This window comes from Nonomuraea sp. NPDC052634 (genome assembly GCF_040678535.1).
Classification (GTDB): Bacteria; Actinomycetota; Actinomycetes; order Streptosporangiales; family Streptosporangiaceae; genus Nonomuraea; species Nonomuraea fastidiosa.
Genome location: NZ_JBFATY010000001.1, coordinates 305236 through 322804 on the forward strand (window position 1 = coordinate 305236; position 17569 = coordinate 322804).

At 70.3% G+C, this 17569-nt stretch carries 15 protein-coding genes; 7 read left to right on the plus strand and 8 right to left on the minus strand.

Going from position 1 to position 17569, the window contains the following annotated elements; translation table 11 throughout:
• Positions 1 to 40: 40 nt before the first annotated feature.
• Positions 41 to 3595, minus strand: a complete 3555-nt coding sequence (dnaE, locus tag AB0K67_RS01470) for a DNA polymerase III subunit alpha (RefSeq protein WP_364051025.1) — start codon at positions 3593 to 3595, stop codon at positions 41 to 43.
• Here dnaE and AB0K67_RS01475 point away from each other — a divergent pair.
• A complete protein-coding gene (locus AB0K67_RS01475; protein ID WP_364057385.1) occupies positions 3578 to 4654 on the plus strand; it encodes a LysR family transcriptional regulator in 1077 nt (358 codons plus the stop codon). The genes dnaE and AB0K67_RS01475 overlap by 18 nt on opposite strands.
• A 483-nt stretch (positions 4655 to 5137) precedes the next feature.
• On the opposite strand, the gene AB0K67_RS01480 is transcribed toward AB0K67_RS01475, so the two are convergent.
• Positions 5138 to 5365: a hypothetical protein gene (locus tag AB0K67_RS01480; RefSeq protein WP_364051028.1), complete on the minus strand. Its 228-nt coding sequence runs from the start codon at positions 5363 to 5365 to the stop codon at positions 5138 to 5140.
• Between the two features lie 724 nt (positions 5366 to 6089).
• Here AB0K67_RS01480 and AB0K67_RS01485 point away from each other — a divergent pair.
• The 3 genes from AB0K67_RS01485 (at position 6090) to AB0K67_RS01495 (ending at position 10010) form a co-directional block, all read left to right on the plus strand.
• Complete coding sequence (locus tag AB0K67_RS01485; RefSeq protein ID WP_364051031.1) at positions 6090 to 6677, plus strand: uroporphyrinogen decarboxylase family protein; 588 nt, start codon at positions 6090 to 6092, stop codon at positions 6675 to 6677.
• A gap of 1371 nt (positions 6678 to 8048) precedes the next feature.
• Positions 8049 to 8471, plus strand: a complete 423-nt coding sequence (locus AB0K67_RS01490) for a VOC family protein (protein WP_364051034.1) — start codon at positions 8049 to 8051, stop codon at positions 8469 to 8471.
• 87 nt (positions 8472 to 8558) lie between these two features.
• Positions 8559 to 10010 carry a hypothetical protein gene (locus AB0K67_RS01495; protein WP_364051037.1) on the plus strand — a complete coding sequence of 484 codons (1452 nt, stop codon included), beginning with the start codon at positions 8559 to 8561 and terminating at the stop codon, positions 10008 to 10010.
• 105 nt (positions 10011 to 10115) lie between these two features.
• Here the strand turns inward: AB0K67_RS01495 and AB0K67_RS01500 are convergent, their stop codons facing one another.
• Both AB0K67_RS01500 and AB0K67_RS01505 read right to left on the minus strand, forming a co-directional pair.
• Entirely contained in the window at positions 10116 to 10268 is a 153-nt protein-coding gene (locus tag AB0K67_RS01500) for a LuxR C-terminal-related transcriptional regulator (protein WP_364057388.1), read from the minus strand.
• A gap of 43 nt (positions 10269 to 10311) precedes the next feature.
• On the minus strand, positions 10312 to 10872 hold the full coding sequence (locus AB0K67_RS01505) for a hypothetical protein (RefSeq protein WP_364051040.1): 561 nt from the start codon (positions 10870 to 10872) through the stop codon (positions 10312 to 10314).
• Positions 10873 to 11100: 228 nt separating this feature from the next.
• Between AB0K67_RS01505 and AB0K67_RS01510 the strand changes: the two genes are divergently transcribed.
• From AB0K67_RS01510 to AB0K67_RS01520, 3 genes are all read left to right on the plus strand, one after another.
• The gene (locus AB0K67_RS01510) at positions 11101 to 11646 is read left to right on the plus strand and encodes a hypothetical protein (protein ID WP_364051042.1); all 546 of its coding nucleotides are present in this window, start codon (positions 11101 to 11103) and stop codon (positions 11644 to 11646) included.
• 277 nt (positions 11647 to 11923) lie between these two features.
• The gene (locus AB0K67_RS01515; protein WP_364051045.1) at positions 11924 to 12835 is read left to right on the plus strand and encodes a histidine kinase; all 912 of its coding nucleotides are present in this window, start codon (positions 11924 to 11926) and stop codon (positions 12833 to 12835) included.
• Positions 12832 to 13497, plus strand: a complete 666-nt coding sequence (locus AB0K67_RS01520; protein ID WP_364051048.1) for a response regulator transcription factor — start codon at positions 12832 to 12834, stop codon at positions 13495 to 13497. The genes AB0K67_RS01515 and AB0K67_RS01520 overlap by 4 nt, the downstream gene beginning before the upstream one ends.
• 69 nt (positions 13498 to 13566) lie before the next feature.
• Here the strand turns inward: AB0K67_RS01520 and AB0K67_RS01525 are convergent, their stop codons facing one another.
• The 4 genes from AB0K67_RS01525 to AB0K67_RS01540 form a co-directional block, all read right to left on the minus strand.
• A complete protein-coding gene (locus AB0K67_RS01525; RefSeq protein WP_364051051.1) occupies positions 13567 to 13863 on the minus strand; it encodes a hypothetical protein in 297 nt (98 codons plus the stop codon).
• 176 nt (positions 13864 to 14039) lie between these two features.
• On the minus strand, positions 14040 to 14177 hold the full coding sequence (locus AB0K67_RS01530) for a hypothetical protein (RefSeq protein WP_364051054.1): 138 nt from the start codon (positions 14175 to 14177) through the stop codon (positions 14040 to 14042).
• A gap of 178 nt (positions 14178 to 14355) precedes the next feature.
• Positions 14356 to 16245, minus strand: a complete 1890-nt coding sequence (locus AB0K67_RS01535; RefSeq protein WP_364051057.1) for a glycoside hydrolase family 76 protein — start codon at positions 16243 to 16245, stop codon at positions 14356 to 14358.
• Positions 16246 to 16257: 12 nt separating this feature from the next.
• The gene (locus AB0K67_RS01540) at positions 16258 to 17538 is read right to left on the minus strand and encodes an ABC transporter substrate-binding protein (protein ID WP_364051060.1); all 1281 of its coding nucleotides are present in this window, start codon (positions 17536 to 17538) and stop codon (positions 16258 to 16260) included.
• Positions 17539 to 17569: the final 31 nt, after the last annotated feature.

Here is a 17569-nt window from a genome sequence, read left to right on the forward strand (position 1 = left end):
GATCTTAGGCCGCGACGCCGTCAGCCGCCGGATCCGCGCGTCACCCGCCGCCGAGCACCCCGGCGCCGAGCAGGGCCTTGAGGTCGCTGTAGAGCGCGGGCCCCGGGGTGACCTGGTAGGGCACGAGGTCCAGCAGGACGCTCCTGGCGCCCCGGCGGTGCAGGCACACGTGGACGGGCGTCCGGCCGGGATGCGTGGTGAGGATCTGCTTCAGCTCCCGTACGACCCGCGGGTTCAGCTGTGCCTCCTGGAGCGAGAGCACGACCGGCGGATGGCCGCCCGCCTGGGAGACGTCCAGGACCGCGATCTCCTCGCCGTACACGCTCATGACGTCGTCGCGGACGTTGATCCGCCCCCGCACGGAGATGACGCGGTCCTCGGCCAGCAGCTCGCCGTACAGCGCGTACGTCTTGGGGAAGATGAGGCACTCGACGGAGGCGTCGTGGTCCTCCAGAGTGACGATCGCCCACGGGCTGCCCTGCTTGGTGACCTTGCGCTGCAGGCCGGAGACGATGCCGCTGATCCGGGTCGTGCCGTCCTGGCGTCCCGAGGCGAGCAGGTCGGCGATGGTGGTGTCGCGGTTGGCGGACAGGACGCTCTCCGCGCCGTCGAGCGGGTGGGCGGAGACGTAGAGGCCGAGCATCTCGCGTTCGTAGGCGAGCAGGGTGGCCTTGTCCCACTCGCCGTCCCGCTCGCCTTGGGGGATCGCGACCGAGAACGCGCTGCTCTGTCCCGGCTCGCCGAACAGCGAGTCCTGGCCGTGCGCCTCGTTCCTCTTGACCTCGATGACCGCGTCCACCGCGGCTTCGTGCACGGCGACCAGGGCCTTCCTGTGGTGGCCGAGGCTGTCGAACGCGCCGGCCTTGGCCAGCGACTCGATGACGCGCTTGTTGCAGACCACCGCGGGGACCTTGGCGAGGAAGTCGTTGAAGTCGGTGTAGGCGCCGCGCGCCTCGCGGGTGGCGACGATCGCCTCGACGACGCCCGCTCCGATGTTCCGCACCGCGCCCAGGCCGAAGCGGATCTCGGACCCGACGGGGGTGAAGTCCAGCCGGCTCGCGTTCACGTCGGGAGGCAGCACCTTGATGCCCAGGCGCCGGCAGTCCGACAGGTAGACGGCCATCTTGTCCTTGTCGTCGCCGACCGAGGTGAGCAGCGCGGCCAGGTATTCGGCCGGGTAGTTGGCCTTGAGGTACGCCGTCCAGTAGGAGACCAGGCCGTAACCGGCGGTGTGCGACTTGTTGAAGCCGTACCCGCTGAACGGGACGAGGACGTCCCAGACCGCCTTGACGGCCTCTTCGGAGAAGCCGCGCTCACGCATGCCCGCCGAGAAACGGTCCCATTCGGCGTCCAGGACCTCTTTCTTCTTCTTGCCCATGGCCCTGCGCAGCATGTCGGCGGCCCCGAGCGAATAGCCGGCGAGCCGCTGCACGATCGCCATCACCTGCTCCTGGAAGACCACCAGGTGATAGGTGTCGCCGAGTATGGGCTCAAGGGCCTCCTCCAGCTCGGGGTGGATCGGCTCGACCGGCTGCCTGCCGGTCTTGCGCAGCGCGTAGTTGGTGTGGGCGTTCATCTCCATCGGGCCGGGCCTGTAGAGCGCGTTCACAGCGGCGATGTCGGTGAACGTGGTCGGGCGCATCAGCTTCAGCAGCACCCGCATGCCGGCGCTGTCGAGCTGGAACACGCCGAGCGTGTCGCCGCGCGCCAGCATCTCGTACGTCGTCGCGTCGTCGAGCGGGACGTCCAGGATGTCGATGTCGACGCCCCTGTTGGCGCGGACGTTCGCGATGGCGTCGCCGATGACGGTGAGGTTGCGCAGACCCAGAAAGTCCATCTTCAGCAGGCCCATGTCCTCGGCCTGAGTGAAGGGGAACCCGGTGATGACCGGGCCGTCCGCCTTCGGCTTGACCAGGGGGATCACGTCGATGAGCGGCTCGCGGGAGAGGATCACGCCGGCGGCGTGGATACCCGTGCCGCGGGTAAGCCCCTCGATGCCCGTGGCGGTGTCGATCACTTTCTTGACGTCGGGGTCCTGCTCGTACATCTGACGCAGCTCGGCCGCCTCGCCGTAGCGGGGATGGCCGGTGTCGTGGATGGCGGCGAGCGGGATCTCCTTGCCGCCGTCCGCCGCGGGAAAGGCCTTCGTGATGCGGTCGCCCAGCGCGTACGGCAGGCCCAGCACCCGGCAGGAGTCCTTGATGGCGGCCTTGGCCTTGATGGTGCCGAACGTGACGATCTGGCAGACCCGGTCATCGCCGTACTTGCGGGTGACGTACTCGATGACCTCGTCCCTGCGGCGGTCGTCGAAGTCGAGGTCCACGTCCGGCATGGAGATGCGCTCGGGGTTGAGGAAGCGTTCGAAGATCAGCTTGTGCTCGATCGGGTCGAGCTGCGTGATGCCCGTGCAGTACGCGACCATCGACCCCGTGGCCGAGCCGCGGCCGGGGCCCAGGCCGATGCCGTGCTCGCGGGCGTACCTGCAGATGTCGGCCACCACCAGGAAGTAGCCGGGGAAGCCCATCGCGTCGATGACCGACAGCTCGTAGTCGATGCGGTCCAGCACCTCCTGCGACGGCCGGCCACCGTAGCGGCGGCGCGCCCCCTCCAGGGTCTCCTTGCGCAGCCAGCTCGACTCGGTCTCCCCTTCCGGCACGGGGAAGCGCGGCGTCAGGTCCCGATGCGCGAACACCTCCCCGTAGTCGCCGATCCGCTCGGCCACCAGCAGCGTGTTGTCGCAGGCGCCCGGCACCTCCGCGTCCCACAGGGCGCGCATCTCCTCGGCGGGCTTGACGTAGTAGCCGGTCCCGCCGAACCGGAAGCGGTCGGTGTCGGCGAGCCGCTTGCCGGTGCCGACGCACAGCAGCACGTCATGGGCCTGGGCCTGGCTCTCGGTGACGTAGTGGGAGTCGTTGGTGGCCAGCGGCGGCAGATCGAGCTCCTTGCCGAGCCTGAGCAGGTCGTCGCGGACCCGGCGCTCGATGGCCAGGCCGTGGTCCATCAGCTCAAGGAAGTAGTTGTCCCGGCCGAAGATGTCGCGGTAGCGGGCGGCGGCCTCCACTGCCTGGTCGTACTGGCCGAGCCTGAGCCGGGTCTGCACCTCGCCGGACGGGCAGCCGGTCGTGGCGATGATGCCCTGGCCGTGCTCGGCGAGCAGTTCATCATCCATGCGCGGATATTTCTGGACATGGCCTTCGAGCCAGGCCCGGGACTGCAGCCGGAAAAGATTGCGCAGGCCCTGCGCGTCGGCCGCCCACATCGTCATGTGCGTGTACAGGCCGCGCCCTGAGACGTCACCGCCCTCGCCGGTGTCGTCGTCCGAGCGGCGCAGCGAGAGGTCGTCGCTGAAGTACACCGGCTTGCGGTGGTGTCTGGAGGCGGGGGCGACGTACGCCTCGATGCCGATGATCGGCTTGACCCCCGTCTTGCGCGCCGTCTGGAAGAACTCGTACGCCCCGTGCACGTTGCCGTGGTCGCTCATCGCCACGGCGGGCATCCCCAGCCGTGCCACCTCCTCCATCAGCATCCCGACCTTGGCCGCGCCGTCGAGCATGCTGTACTCGGTGTGCACGTGGAGGTGCACGAACGAATCCACGAACGACCACACCCTTTCGTTGTAGGCTCGGCCCGCGAACCCGAGCATTCGACCCGAGGGCAGGCGTGGTTGTCCAACAATCGACACACCGATAACCCACAACCAGAAGTTGTCCAACGAGCGCCGCTGGATCTCGACCTGGGCGCGGTCAGGGCCTTCGTGGCCCTTACCGAGGACCGGTACTTCAGCGAGGCCGCGACCCGGCTGGGCATCAGCCAGCAGGCCATCTCCAAACGCATCGCGAAGCTGGAGTCCGATCTCGGCGTCCGGCTGTTCTTCCGCACCCGCAGCGGGGCCGAGCTCACCGGGGACGGCAGGGCGTTCCTGCAGCACGCGCGCTCCCTCGTCGGCCTCGCCGATCAGGCGGTCGACCTGCTGCGTTCCCGGTCGCGCGCGCTCCGGGTCGACGTTCTGGACACCCGGCTACGTACCGTGGACCTGCTCCAGGCCTTCCACCGGACGGCCGAGGACATCGACATTGAGATCCTCACCTCGAACGGGCTCAGATCGGCGCAGACCGCACTCACCCGCGGAACCGCCGACGCCTTCTTCTGCCGCGTCACCGGCGAGCTGAACGAGGAGCTCCGCCACATCCCCGCCGACCTGGGCCCGGTGCACCTCCTTGTCGGCCGCGACCACCCCCTCGCCGGCCTTGCGCAGGTCGAGATGGAACGCCTGTCCGGATCGACCGTCTGGATGCCCGGCAACACCCCCGGCAGCGAATGGGCCGACTACTACGACCATCTGGGCAGCACGTTCGACATCCGCATCGACACCTCGGGCCCCGACTTCGGCTGGGACCATTTCGTGGAGCGGATCGCCGCCGGCGAGCACATCGGGTTCGGCGGCGAAGGGCTGCGGCTGCCATGGCATCCCCACATCGTGCAGATCCCGCTCGTCGAACCCTCGCCCGTCTATCCGTGCTCGCTGCTGCACCACCGGCAGAACCACCACCCGGTGCTGGACCGGCTCATCCGCTTCGTCGAGAGCCGATTCCGCCCCTTCGACCCGGCCCGCCAATGGCTCCCGGCCCCCGACCGCCCCGCCTTCGCCGCCTGAGGGCAGCCTTCGGGGGCCGGGGGCAGCCATCGCCACAAGAGGGCCGGCGTGGTCAGGCGGTTTCGGTCGCTGGGGCCGCTGGGCCGGATGCCACGCAGCCGCCTGAACGCCACGCGGAGCGCGAAGGCGTTGGCATAGCCGACCGTCCTCGCGATCGTCTCCTCCGTAGATCGGTTTCGCGCAGCAGGTCGGCGGCCAGGGCGATGCTCCGGCTCGCGAGACAGGCCATCGGCGGTTCGCCAGGTAGACGACCGGAGGCCCGCCGACCAGCGCGGTGAACCGCCGGGCCGCGATCGGGACGGTCTCCCACGCGGTACCGAACAGCATCGCGCAGGACGAGTCGAACAAGCCCCGCAGCCGCCCGGTCGTGGCGGAACGTCTCCGCCTGCGCACGACCTTCTCCGCCCGTGAACAGCAGGATCGCGCTTGATCGCATGGAGGAGACCGGCCCGGCGGCCGGTCCCGCCGTCTCCTCGTCCGGGGTCATGCCTCCCGGGCGGTGCGCTGCACACGGCGCCGTCTGGCGACGTACGGTGACACGAACAAGAACAGGCCAGTGAACATCTGCAAGACGAGTGGGAGCAGCGGCAGGTAGAACACCCACTCGGGAGGCTCCTCCTGGAGCACGGCGACGAGAGCGACCAGGACGGTCACCGTGAAGAAAATGGACAGCCAGCGGTGAGTCTGCCGAACCCACTTGTCCCCGGTCATTGAGACCTCCTCTGAGAGACGGGCGACCCCGGCCAGGGCGACCTGCCGGGTGGGACGTTCAGCCGCTTGCGGACATCGCTGACCGCAGGGCAGCGGCAATGGATGCAGCGCGCAGATCCTCCGCCACGGCCCGGCTCACCCAGACGTCTTTGTGGTGGGTCAGCCGATGCTCGGTGTCGTCGCGATGAGCCGTATACGGGGACATTGCCCGGCCCTCATCGGTCGTTACGCAGCCGAGCGCATCACCACGGTGATCATGACGATGGCCGGCGGGCGGCCGCCACCTACGCGTTGCGCTCCACGACAGATCACGCTAGGTGCGGCCCAGGACCAGGCGCTTCTCGATTCCTGACCGATTGGGTCGCTCCTGTTGAGGCCACATCACAGGGCATTACCAGCCGGGTTCAGCGATCCGGCACCGACACCTGCCGAGAGATCACTTCGTACGGCATCGCAACCGCGACTTGCGATGCCGTTCAATCCAGTACCTGACGAATCTCGCACCGACCTGGCCAACGTCAGCGTCTCCCCGCACGCCTTCCATGGGCGGTTCGCCGCTCACTACGACGGCCGAATCGCCGACTTGAAGGGCCTTACACCCCTGCCAGTCGGCGCCGCGAGATCAGAGCGGCCGGCCACTACGGGTGAAGCAGACGTCTGAAAGAGCCTGCGCCTTCGGCCTTCAGCTCCACCTCGGGCGAGCCGACCGCGACACTCACTGGCTTTGTCACCGGCTAGAAGCGCTCCCGTACGACTATCAGCGCCTACTTGTCCGAACTCGCCGAACCATCGCCGATCAGCAGCAACCAGGCCACTGTCGTACGGCAAGCGGTGCGCGATCCTACGACGCCGCACCGTCGGCGGCCGATCCGCCTGGCCGCGGCACCGGCTCCCGGCAGACGACCGCAGGTGCGGCGCGAGAGCCGGCGCCGAGCTGTCGCTTCGCCGTCCATGCAGGCGACGTGCGAGGAGAGGGAACTCGGCGCCTCGTCTGACACCCCCACCGCTGACGTACTGCACGGCCGCATGCGTCGAAGGCGACACCCGTCCACTGCACCATGCCCACGCCATCAAGCTCGCCCATGAGGTTCACGCCGGTGGTCCCCATCGTAGGCGCCCCGGCAGGGCGGTGCAGGGCAACCTCGACCCCGCCGTCCTCCTCGCGCTATGGGAGGCCGTCGAGCGCAAGGTCCGTGAGGTGTTGCGGCGCGGCGAGGCCGCCGACGGCCCTCCTGCCGCCGAGGTTGACTGGCAATGGCCGCTCGGTGGTCGTTTCGGGGCACCCTGGTGTCGCGCCGGTGCCGTCCCCTGAGGTCGCGAACGCGATACCGGCCGCCCCTCAGTCGGACGACCGCCTGATCCGTCGGATGACCGCCCCATCTGGTGCGCCGCCAGAATCATGCCGTCCCGCTCGCAGGTGTCAGCCCTGCCCTGGCATGGACGCCCCTCGGACACGCCGATCTCGGTGGGCGGGACCGCCTCTGACTCCACCCGCCGTCACCTCAGCGTAGGGGTGTCAGACAAGGGGTCGATTTCCCGTTCCTCGGCGCGACCGAGCGAAGTGTGCCTGCCCACTGCCACGGCGTCCTGGCGACAGGAGAGTGCCCGGTACGTCGCTGCTTGAAGGGCGAGGCACGGCTCAGCGCTGGCTGTGGGGCGCGGCTCGGCGCCGGCTGTCGGGCCGTACGTACGGCACCCCTGTCGCTTGGGACGCGCGGCAAGGGGCGTGCTCGGTCACGCCTTGGGGCTTGTGACGTTCGGCAAAGAGGTTCTCGCTGACAGCTACTTGCGGGAATTCTGCCTTCTCACAAGTAGCTTCACAGCTCCGATCGCGCAACGGATCTGATTTTCTGAATTTGAATTTCTAGAAAATAGAAAATGGTAAGCTGTCCGCGTGACTCTGGAGATGGGCTCCGTGACTGTGTGTGCTCGGCTGGAGGGGCCAGCGGTCCGCGCCGCGCGCCTCCCGTCGGCAGCGCACATCACCGTCACCTCAGCGGTGGCGGTGCCAGATGAGGGGCCGAAATCCCCGTTCCTCGGTGCGACCGAGCGAAGTGTGGCTGCCCACTGCCACGTGCCCTGGCGGCAGGAGTGGCCGGTACGTCGACTGCGTGGAGGGCGAGGCTGCGGCTCAGCGCTGGCGGCGAGGCGGCGGCTCGGCGCCGGCTCTCGCGCCGCACCTACGGTCGTCTGCCGGGAGCCGGCGCTGCGGCCGGGTGGATCGGCGCGGTCCGGACGCCGTCTCAGGCACGCTCGCGCGTGGTGGTCAGTGCAGCGTCCCGCGCGCCGTCCCGCGCGCTGGCTCCCTGCCGCGTGCCGGCGTCCCGCGCGCGGTCTCGCGCACCGTTCCGCGCGCTGGCTCCGTGTCGCGTGCCGGCTTCGTCCCGCGCGCGGTCTCGCACACCGTTCCGCGTGCTGCCTCCCTGCCGTGCGCTGGCTTCATGCCGCGTGTTGGCTCCATGCCTTCCCTCGGCGCGGACGCCGTCGGAAGCAGGAGGCCGTGGACCGTGCGGTTGCGGCCGGGGTCTCGCCGTACGGCGTACGAGCGTGCAAGCCACTACCTGCACCGCCCCACGGCGCACAGTTCCGGTCGCTCTGCCGGCGGTGCTGCGGGCAAGCCGGCCTTTCCCGGCCCTTCCATGGCAGTACGCATTCGGGTTCGACACCAGTGGAGGGTGAGGCTATGACGGGTGGACCGACGCGTTTCGGTGGGCGGGAGGATGTCGCCCTGGTGATGGTCCTGGACTGCGCCGACCTCGATCGGTCCGCGGCGTTCTGGTGCGGGGTCCTCGGCTACACCACCGAGCCGAGCTCGAGCGAGCGCTATCGGGCGCTGCAACCGCCTGACGGGAACGGCATTGAGCTGCTTCTGCAGCGGGTTCCGGAGCCGAAGACGACCAAGAACCGGCTGCATCTGGATCTGCGCGTACCTGACCTGGAGGCGGAAGTCGCCAGACTGGTGGCCCTGGGGGCGCGGCGCGTCACCGACGATCCCATCGAGGAGGACGGCTGGACCTGGTACGTGCTCGCCGACCCCGACGGCAACGAGTTCTGCGTGTTGCAGCAGCCGGAGAAGCCCGCGGATGGTGATCATGGCGACTGCTAGCGCTCCGATCGAGGGGTCTCCTAGTGGCGCCTCTGCCGTCGTCCCGTTCCCCGAAGAACTGCCAGTTGAAGTGAGAGAGCGAGACCAGTGACCTTCCCCGACACCAACGGCGAACCGCTGATCCGTGAGGCCGCCGCCCGGCAGGCCAAGAAAGACGTCCTGGTGACGCCGTGCAAGCACTGTGGGTCGCCGATCGAGCAGCGGCGGGGGAGAGGGCGGCCGAAGTCGTACTGCCCGGAGAAGGACTGCCAGGCGGCGGCCAAGCGGGAACGCGAGCTGCGGCGCGCCACCCCTGGGCTTGAGGGGGCGCTGGCCAGGGCCGAGCAGCTGTACGAGCGCATGGAGGCCGGGCTGGCGGCGGCGATCGAGCCGCTGGCGAAGGCCCTGGCCGAGGAGCTGAGCCCGGCCGGGGTCGAGGCCAAGATCAGCGCCGTGCAGGCCGAGGCGCACACGCGGGTGGCGATCGCGCGTACGGAGCGGGAGCAGGCGTTCGAGCAGGTACGCCTGGCACGCGAGGCGGCCGAGCACGCCCGGCGGCAGACGGCGGAGATGCGCAAGCGGCTCGAGGAGGCCGAGAACGAGCGGGAGACCGCGCTGGGCGATGCCGAGCGGGCACGCGAACAGGCGCTGGCGGCCCTGCGGGAGGCGGCAAGCACCGAACGCCAGGCGCTCCAGGCGGCCGAGGAGGCCAAGCGGCGGGCCGAGCTGGCCGAACGGCGCGCCAAGGAGGCGCTACGGGAAGCGGAGCTGAACGCGCTGGCCCGGGACCAGGCCGTTCAAGAGCTGGCGGAACGGGTCGAGCTGGCCAACCGGAAGATCGCCGAAGCGCAGGCCCAGGCCGCCGAGGCCCAGGAACGCGCCAGGGCCGAGGTCGCCGCAGCGGAGGAGCGGGCGCAGGCCGAGATCGAGCGGATCCGGGAGGAAGCGCAGGCGGAGATCCTGCTGGCGCGGCAGGAGGCCGAAACGCAGGTCGCGCAGGCGCAGGAAGCGGCCGACGCCCAGGTCAAGCGGGCCAAGGAGGAGGCACAGGCGCAGGTCGTACGGGCCAAGGAGGACGCCGCACTGGCTCGTGAGGAGCGCGACCGGGCGCGGGAGGAGGCGGCGGCGGCCGTACGGGAGCGCGAGCGTGCCGAGCGTGCGGCCGCCGGCGCGAAGGCCCGGGAGGAGGTGGCGGCTCAGGAACGCGAGCGTGCCGTCGAACGGGCCGTCACCGCCGAGCGCACCGCCGCCGAGGCCGAGCGGGACCGGGCGGTGGCGCTGAAGGACGCCGCGCGGGCCACGGCCGAGTCCGAACGCCTGGCCGAGCGGCTCGCCGCGTTGGAGGAGGAGAGCGCGGCGGAGCTGGCACGCGAGCGCAAGGCGACCGCGCGCGAGCGGTCCCGCGCCGACGCGGCGGCCAAGGAACGCGACCAGGCGCAGGCGGAGCTGCGGTTGGAGCGGGTGCGGCTTGAGGATCTGCGGGCCGAGCTTGAGGCGGTGCGGAGCGAGGCGGCGCAACTGCGGGAACGCGCGGTGGCAGCGGAGCTGCGATCCTCATAGCGAAGTCGTGGTCGTCGATTGGGCTCCCGTGTTCATGGCGGGGCCGTGCCCGTCAGAGTAGGGCCATGCACGGCGTCATGGCCGCCGCCCAACGCGCTGCGTAGCTCACGACGCGCTGCTCGACCTGCCCGGCATGATCAGCCCCGACTCGTACGCCTGGATCACCAGGTGGACCCGGGTCTCGGCGTCGGGCTTGGTGAGCAGCCTGCTGATGTGCGTCTTGACGGTCGCGGCGCCGATGTGCAGGCGCTGCGCGATGTCGGCGACGGCCGGGGCGGGGCGGCTTCACATAGCGGCCCGTCTAGCCCAGGAGGCTGATCAGGACGGAGGTGGTCGTGACGGCGGCGGCCAGGGGATACGTCCACCACCTGGGCGCCGGTCCCTGCGACAGGACCTTGACGCCGAGCGGGACGAGGGCGACGCACAGTCCGGCTGCGGCGACGATCGATGTCACGCCGGTGCCCTTGAGCACCCCGAGCGGCATCGCCGCCATCAGTGCCAAGCCCGCCGACTGCGCTGGCCCGAGCACGCCCGCGCGCCACGCGCCGGCCGCGAGCACGATCCAGCCGGCCATCGTGGCCAGGTTGATCGTCTGGAAGATGTGGAACGAGCCGTACTGCGCGGTGATCGCCTGCCGCGCCGCGCTCAAGCCCTGGACGTGCACCAACTGGAAGGCCAGGTGGACGATGCCGGCGTGGAAGGTGCGGGCGAACAGGCCGGCCAGGGTGAGGGCCAGGCCCCATTGGGCGAGGCGCGGGTGCGTGGAGGCGATCCTCAATACGCCGCTCATCACCAGCAACGGCCCCAGGACCAGCCCGGCGCCTTCGATCCATCGGCCGGGGAAACTCTCGTTCGTCGTCACGGCAACGATCCAAGCGCCGCAGGCCGGAGCGCACACTGGTGGACGGGCGAGTGCCGGGGGTAGTCCTGGCACCACCGCCTTCCGGCTCGCCATCACGTACTCCGTCCGGTGTAGTGCTACGGCGAACGGAGCACCGCGAAGTGACGATCAACGGACGATGTGCTCCTGGTGCCGCCGGGCCTAGCGTCTCCCACCGAGATGATCGAAGCCCGACAGAGGGGAACCGTGATGAGCAAGAGTGTGCTGGCCGCGATCGCCGGGCTCGGCCTGACGGCCGGGCTGCTCGCCGCAGCGAGCACGCCGGCCGGCGCCCAAACAGCGCAGGCGGGCAAGACAGCGCAGGCGGGTCATGCAGCCCAAGCAGCGCAGGCGGGCAAGACAGCGCAGGCGGGCAAGACAGCCCAGGCAACCCAGGCGGGCCAGGCAGCGCAGGCGAGCCAAGTAGCCCAGACCGGCCAGGCGAGTACGGTGAGCGAGGCGGCCGCGCCGAAGGGCGCCAGGGCGGTGGTGCAGGTCAGCCCCAACCCCACCACCAAGCGCGGCCAGGAGGTGACGATCACCGGGCACTGCGGCGGCGGCAAGGGGCTCAAGGCCGTGCTCGCCGGGCTGGACAGGAAGAACCCGGTGCTGCGGAACATCCGCATCGTCAAGGACGACCCGAAGGGGTTCGTGGCCAAGGCGGCCCTCGACCCCAGGATCGGTAACGGCGTGGGCCCGGTGTTCGTCGATTGCGGCGGCGAGGCCGGTGTGACACTGCTGGTCACGCACGTCTGAACCAGCCGAGAGTGAGCCTTCGCATGCCAGAGTCGCCGCCGCGGCGCGAACCCGCGCTCGTCCGGCACCTCGCCCGGATCACCGATACGACGCTCGCCGTCCTCACCCTGGTCTTCTTCGTGGCCGTGGCCCTCGCCACCGGGGTGCACAACCCGTGGGACGGCGCGATTCAGCTCGGCGCGTTCCTCGGCGCGCTGCTCCTGGTACGTCGCCGGTGGCCGATGACCGTGCTGCTGTTGTCGGTCGCGGGAATCTTCGTCTATCACCTGACCGGGCATTGGCCTCCGGCCGGCTGGATCTGGCCGGCTGGATCTGGCCGGCGGCGGTCGCGTACTTCACCGCCGCCACCACCCCACACGTGCGCTGGATGGCCGCCATCGGCGTGGCCCAGCTGGTGTACTCCGGGTTCGACGCGCGCTGGCTCATCGAGCGCAACCTGCCCCGCTACCTCATCCACGTCATCGGGGAGGGGGTGCTGCTGGCGATCCTCGTCGCGGCGGGCGTCACCTACGCGGCCGCGCTGCGCTGGCGTGAGCGGCTGCGTGAGACCGACCGCCGCGCGCACGCCGCCGAGGAACGGCTGCGCGTCTCGCACGAGGTGCACGACGTCATCGCCCACACGCTGGCGGTCGTGGGCGTGCAGCTCAACGTGGCCGCCGACGCCCTTGACGAGGAGGACCCGGCGGCGGCCGCCGAAGCGCTGGGGGTGGCCAAGGACGTCAGGAACCGGGCGATGGCCGACCTCCGCTCCCTCATCACGGTCTTGCGCGACGGCCCGGAGGGCACCGCGCCGCAGGCGGACCTGTCCTCCCTGGACGCGCTGATCGAAGACGCGCGGGCGGGCGGGCTGAAGGTGACGCTCGACGAGGACGGTGACCGCGCCGCCGTCCCCGCCGTGACCGCCATCGCCGTGCACCGTGTCGTGCAGGAGTCCCTCGCCAACACGCTCAAGCACGCGCAGGCGAGCGAGGCCAGGGTGACGATCGGGTACGGGCCGCGTTCGATCACCGTCGAGATCGCCGACAACGGCCGCGGTGTCCCGGACGGCGCCGAGGTCGTCGAGGGCCACGGCCTGGCCGGCATGCGGGAGCGGGTGAGCGCACTCGGGGGCACGCTCACGGCGGGACCCGCACCCGGCGGCGGCTTCGCCGTACGGGCCGGCATCCCTGTGGCAGGCTCGACGGCATGACGATCAAGGTGCTTCTCGCCGACGACCAGGCACTCGTCCGGGCCGGCTTCCGCAGCCTGCTGGCCCGCTCCCGGGACATCACGGTCGTCGGCGAGGCGCAGGACGGCGACGAGACCGTACGGCTGGCCGCCGGCGCCCGCCCCGACGTGATCCTCATGGACATCCGCATGCCGGGCACCGACGGCATCACCGCCACCCGCCGCATCGTCACGGACCCGGAGACCAAGGGGTGCCGGGTCATCATCCTCACCACGTTCGACACCGACGAGCACATCTTCGCCGCCCTGCGCGCGGGCGCCAGCGGCTTCCTCACCAAAGAGGTCGAACCCGCCGAGCTGCGCAGGGCGGTCGCCGCCGTCGCCGGGGGAGACGCGCTCCTGTCGCCGGGCGTGACGCGGCGCGTCATCGAGCAGTTCGCCCACCGGCCCGGCCACATGCCCGGCCCGGATCAGCGGCTGGCCGCGCTCACCTCACGGGAGCTGGAGGCGGTACGGCTGGTGGCGCTCGGCCTGTCCAACAACGAGATCGCCGAACGGCTCGTCATCAGCCCGCTCACGGCCAAGACCCACATCACGAGGGCCATCGCCAAGCTGGGCGTGCGTGACAGGGTGCAGCTCGTCATCCTGGCCTATGAGAGCGGTCTGGTACGCCCCGGCGCCTGATCGGCCCGGTCCGCGTCTTTGAAACGCGGGCGTTTCGAAGACGCGGACCGGATCAGGGGCGCAGGCTGCTCACTTCCGCTCGGTCCACCGCTCGTAGGTGTCGTCGCCTGGGAGCACCCAGGTCGCTACGTTCGGCCGCTTGATCTTTTTGAGCGTCTTCACCGCGCCCGTCTGGTGTGACACCTGGTAGATCGCCACCCCGCTCGCGGTCTTGGAGCACACGATCAGCCGCTTCGACCGGTCGACGTCGACGTCGTCGATGTACTGCCCGCGCGGCAGCTTCACGCTCACCGTGGCGCCCGCCCGTCCGGTACGCAGGTTCAGCAGGCGCAGCTTCCGGTACTTGCCGGCCGTGCCGACCAGCACGGCCGAGGTCGTGTAGTCGCCCGCCAGCGCCTCCGGCGCGAGCTTCGTCTTCAGCCGCAGCCGGGAGCGCAGCGCACGGTCGAAGACGACGGCCTGTCCCTCCCCCTGGACCAGCAGCCGCTTGCCGTCGGGGCTGAACGCGCCCAGACCCCGGGCGTCCGTCTTCTCCGGCGGCCTCAGGGACTTGCGCGGAAGATGTGCCGGCCGTCGGCGCTGATCAGGAACGGGGCGCGGGCCCCCGCGTTGACCGCGTCCTTGGGCGCTACGGTCAGCGCCTCGGGCACCTTCACCACCTTGCCGCTGGTGAGCACCACTTCCCAGGTCGTCGTTCGCTGGGCGTAGGCGATCGTGGCCGGCGCCTGGGCGGCCGCGGGCTGAGCGGCCGCGATCAGGCCGCGCGTTCCGGATCCCCGGCGTCGCGGCGAGCGCCTGGTACGCCGCCGCGCGGACCTGCGCGGGCGCGCGCAGGTCCGCTCCTCCTGTCGCCGATGGTCAGGAAGTGCCGGTGTAGCGGAGGGTCATCGCGTCGAGGTTGAGCCGGTTCGTGCTGCCCGTGGCGGAGCTGAACGCGACCGCGACGGTGTTGGCGCCCTTGCGGAGCGGCACGTCCGGCACGGTGACCGTCTTCCACTCGGTCCAGGATCCGCTGGCGGGGAAGCGCTGGGCCCCGGCGGCCTCGGCGCCGTTGACGACGATCCTGCGTACGGCGTCGCCCGCGGCGGCGGCATAGCGGAAGGTGAAGTCGTACCTGCCGGCCCTGCTCACGTTGGGACGCAGCGTCACCGACTGGCCGCCCGCGTTCCAGCCGGCGACGTACCCGGTGCCGGTGTAGCCGGCGTGGGCGGACTCGGTGCCGACGCCGCGCAGGGTGCCCGACTCGGCCTGGTGCTGGGCGGAGACGTCGAGCCTGTCGAGGTTGAGGAAGTTCGAGCCCATCTCCAGCCGGATCGTGTTGTGCCCCTTGGCGAGGGTGACGCCGTCGAGCACGACCGTGTTCCAGGTGCCCCAGCCGCCGGTGGAGGGGAACGGCTGGGCGGCGGCCACCTCGGTGCCGTTGACGAGGACGCGGCGGGTGGCGTCGCCCGCTCCGGCGGCGTAGCGCAGGCGCAGCTCGTGCGCCCCGGCAGAGGGCACGTTGACGTGGAAGGTGAGCGTCTGGTCCGGGTTGTTCCAGCCGGCGAGGTAGCCGCGCCCGCTGAAGCCGGACTGGCTGCTTTCGGCTCCGATGCCCGACGGGCGGGCGTTCTCGGCCTCGTAGACGCCGTTCTCCGGCTGGAGCCCGGCGTTGCCGTCCGGCTGGACGATCTGCAGCATGCTGACGGGGGCCGCCGCGGTCAGGCTCTGCAGGTACGTGCCGGGCGCGGGCGCCGACCAGTCGGGGCCCACCAGGTTGTCGGTGGCGCGGCGGTGGCTCCACGCCTGGGTGGCGTTGCGCTGCAGGAACGGCAGGTACTGGCGCTGGCCGTGCTCCTTGACGAGCGTGTTGAGCGCGCGGACCAGCCGCGCCTTGAAGCCGCCGCCGTCATCGACGCCCTCGTGCAGCAGCGTGCCGCCGTTGGTGAGGTAGGTGGTGGCCCAGTCGGCCGCCGCGCGGGCGTCGTCCAGGTAGGAGTCCGCTCCGGTGACCTTGCGGAGCGCGGCGGCGGCGCTGATGTAGGTGCCGAAGTTGTAGGTGAAGTCCCACTTCACGAGGGTGCCGGCGTCCTGGAGGTGGTCGTAGACGTGGCCGTCCTCCTGGAGGTTCTCCTTGATCCAGGCGAACAGGCCGCGCGCCCGTTCCAGGTAGCTCGCCTCGCCGGTGGCGGTGTAGAGCTTGGTGGCGGTGAGCACGGCGGGGGCGTTGGTGGCGACGTTCTTCTGGTCGCGTACGCTCCTGCGCCACCAGATGCCGCCGCCGTACGTCGAGTCGTGGAAGGCCCAGATCCGCTCGAACAGCTCACGCGACCTGTCCAGGTACGCGGTGTCCCCGGTGATCTCGTACGCCCGCGCGCAGGCCAGCGCCCACCAGCCCAGGTCGTCGTTGAAGTCGTTCTCGAACGTCGGATAGGCGGCGACGAACCCGGCGTAGACGTCGTCGATCATCGTGCGGTACGTGGAGCCGCGGGTGCGTTCGTAGGCGTCCATGACCAGCTCCCAGAGCTGGGCCTCCCACCAGAAGTCGGTGTAGAGGCCGCCTTCTGGGCCGTGTGCGTGCTCGGGATGGATCTTTCTGTCGCTGTTGGTGTAGAAGTACTTCTTCTGCGGGTCCCAGAAGGTCGAGATGAAGGCCGACATGGCCGCGTCGGCGTCACCAGGAACGGTGGCGGCGGCCGGGGCCGGCTGGAGCGGCTGGAGGAGGGCTGCCGATAACACGACGCAGGCAGCCGCGAGGCGTGATCTCACCGGCGCATCCTTTTAGTTGAGGTTGTTGTCCTTGAGCACCCGGTCGCCCTGCTGCTGCGCCTGGGCGAGGGCCTGCTGTGCGCTGACCTTGCCCTCCAGGAAGAGCTGGAGGTTGGGGATGAGCGCCTCTTCCTCCATCGGCGGGTAGCCGGCGCAGGTGGGGCGGATCTTGGCGAACTCCAGCGTCTCCAGGATCGGCTTCCAGAACGGGTCGCCGGAGAAGAACGGATCCTGCGCGGCCTCGACGTTGCCGGGGATGTTCAGACTGGTCTTGGCCCACAGCATGGCGTTGTCCTTCTCGGCCGCCCACCACTTGATGAACTCCCAGGCGGCGTCCTGCTGCTTGGAGGCGCGCGGGATCACCAGGCCGAAGCCGCCCATGAGGCTGGCCTTGTCGCCCTGCGGCCCGGCGGGCGGCGGCACGATGCCGAAGTCGAGGTCCTTGCCGTACTTCTTGTACGTGGTGATGTTCCAGGGCCCGGTGAGGATCATGGAGACCTTGCCGGTGGCGAAGGCGTCGGTGCCCTCGCCGAGGCCCTTTTCGAAGCCGCTCTGGTAGACGCCGGCCTTGGCCATCCGGTCCCACAGGCCGAGCACCTGCCGGCCCTGCGGGCCGTTGAACGCGGTGCGCGAGCAGTCGTCGGTGACCATCTGGCCGCCGGCTTGGCGCAGGTACATGCTGAACAGGCCGGTGTCGTCCATGGACAGCCCGGCGCGGACGAGCTTGCCGCCCTCGCGCTTGGTCAGCTTCACCGCGGCCTTCTCCAGCTCGTCCCAGGTGCGCGGGGGCTCCAGGCCCGCCTCCTTCAGGTGGGCCTTGTTGTAGAACAGGGCGCGGGCGTCCACGGTGAGCGGCAGGCCGTACAGCTTGCCGTCGTGGGTCAGCTCGCGCATGGCCTCGCCGTAGAAGCGCTCCTTGGGGATGCCGTCCTTCTTCAGCAGGTCGTCGAGGGGGAGCAGGACGTTCTTGGGCGCGTAGCTGGCGGTGCGCCAGCGGTCCCAGAACATGATGTCGGGGGCCTGGCCGGAGGTGGAGGCGGTCAGGAACTTGGTGAGGATGTCCTCCTGGACGACGTACTCGACCTGGATCTTCGGGTGGGACTTGTTGAAGGCCTCGGTCATCGTCTTGAACTGCTGCTCGCCCTCGCCGGACCAGTCGCCCCAGAATTTGAGCCGAACCACCCCGTCGGACGACGAGGAGGAGGTGCCGGATGAGGAGGCGCAGCCGGTGGTGATCACCGTTGCGACGGCGAGTGCGGCGGCCGCCAGCCGCCTGGTCAGGGTCGCGTGCATCGGCGGCTCATTCCTTTCGTGGAGATCTTCG

Bases quoted from the DNA above. Each gene is read 5' to 3' on its own strand.
- AB0K67_RS01480 (WP_364051028.1), bottom strand. From the start codon at position 5,365: ATGACCGGGGACAAGTGGGTTCGGCAGACTCACCGCTGGCTGTCCATT.
- AB0K67_RS01490 (WP_364051034.1), top strand. From the start codon at position 8,049: ATGACGGGTGGACCGACGCGTTTCGGTGGGCGGGAGGATGTCGCCCTG.
- AB0K67_RS01510 (WP_364051042.1), top strand. From the start codon at position 11,101: ATGAGCAAGAGTGTGCTGGCCGCGATCGCCGGGCTCGGCCTGACGGCC.
- AB0K67_RS01520 (WP_364051048.1), top strand. From the start codon at position 12,832: ATGACGATCAAGGTGCTTCTCGCCGACGACCAGGCACTCGTCCGGGCC.
- AB0K67_RS01540 (WP_364051060.1), bottom strand. From the start codon at position 17,538: ATGCACGCGACCCTGACCAGGCGGCTGGCGGCCGCCGCACTCGCCGTC.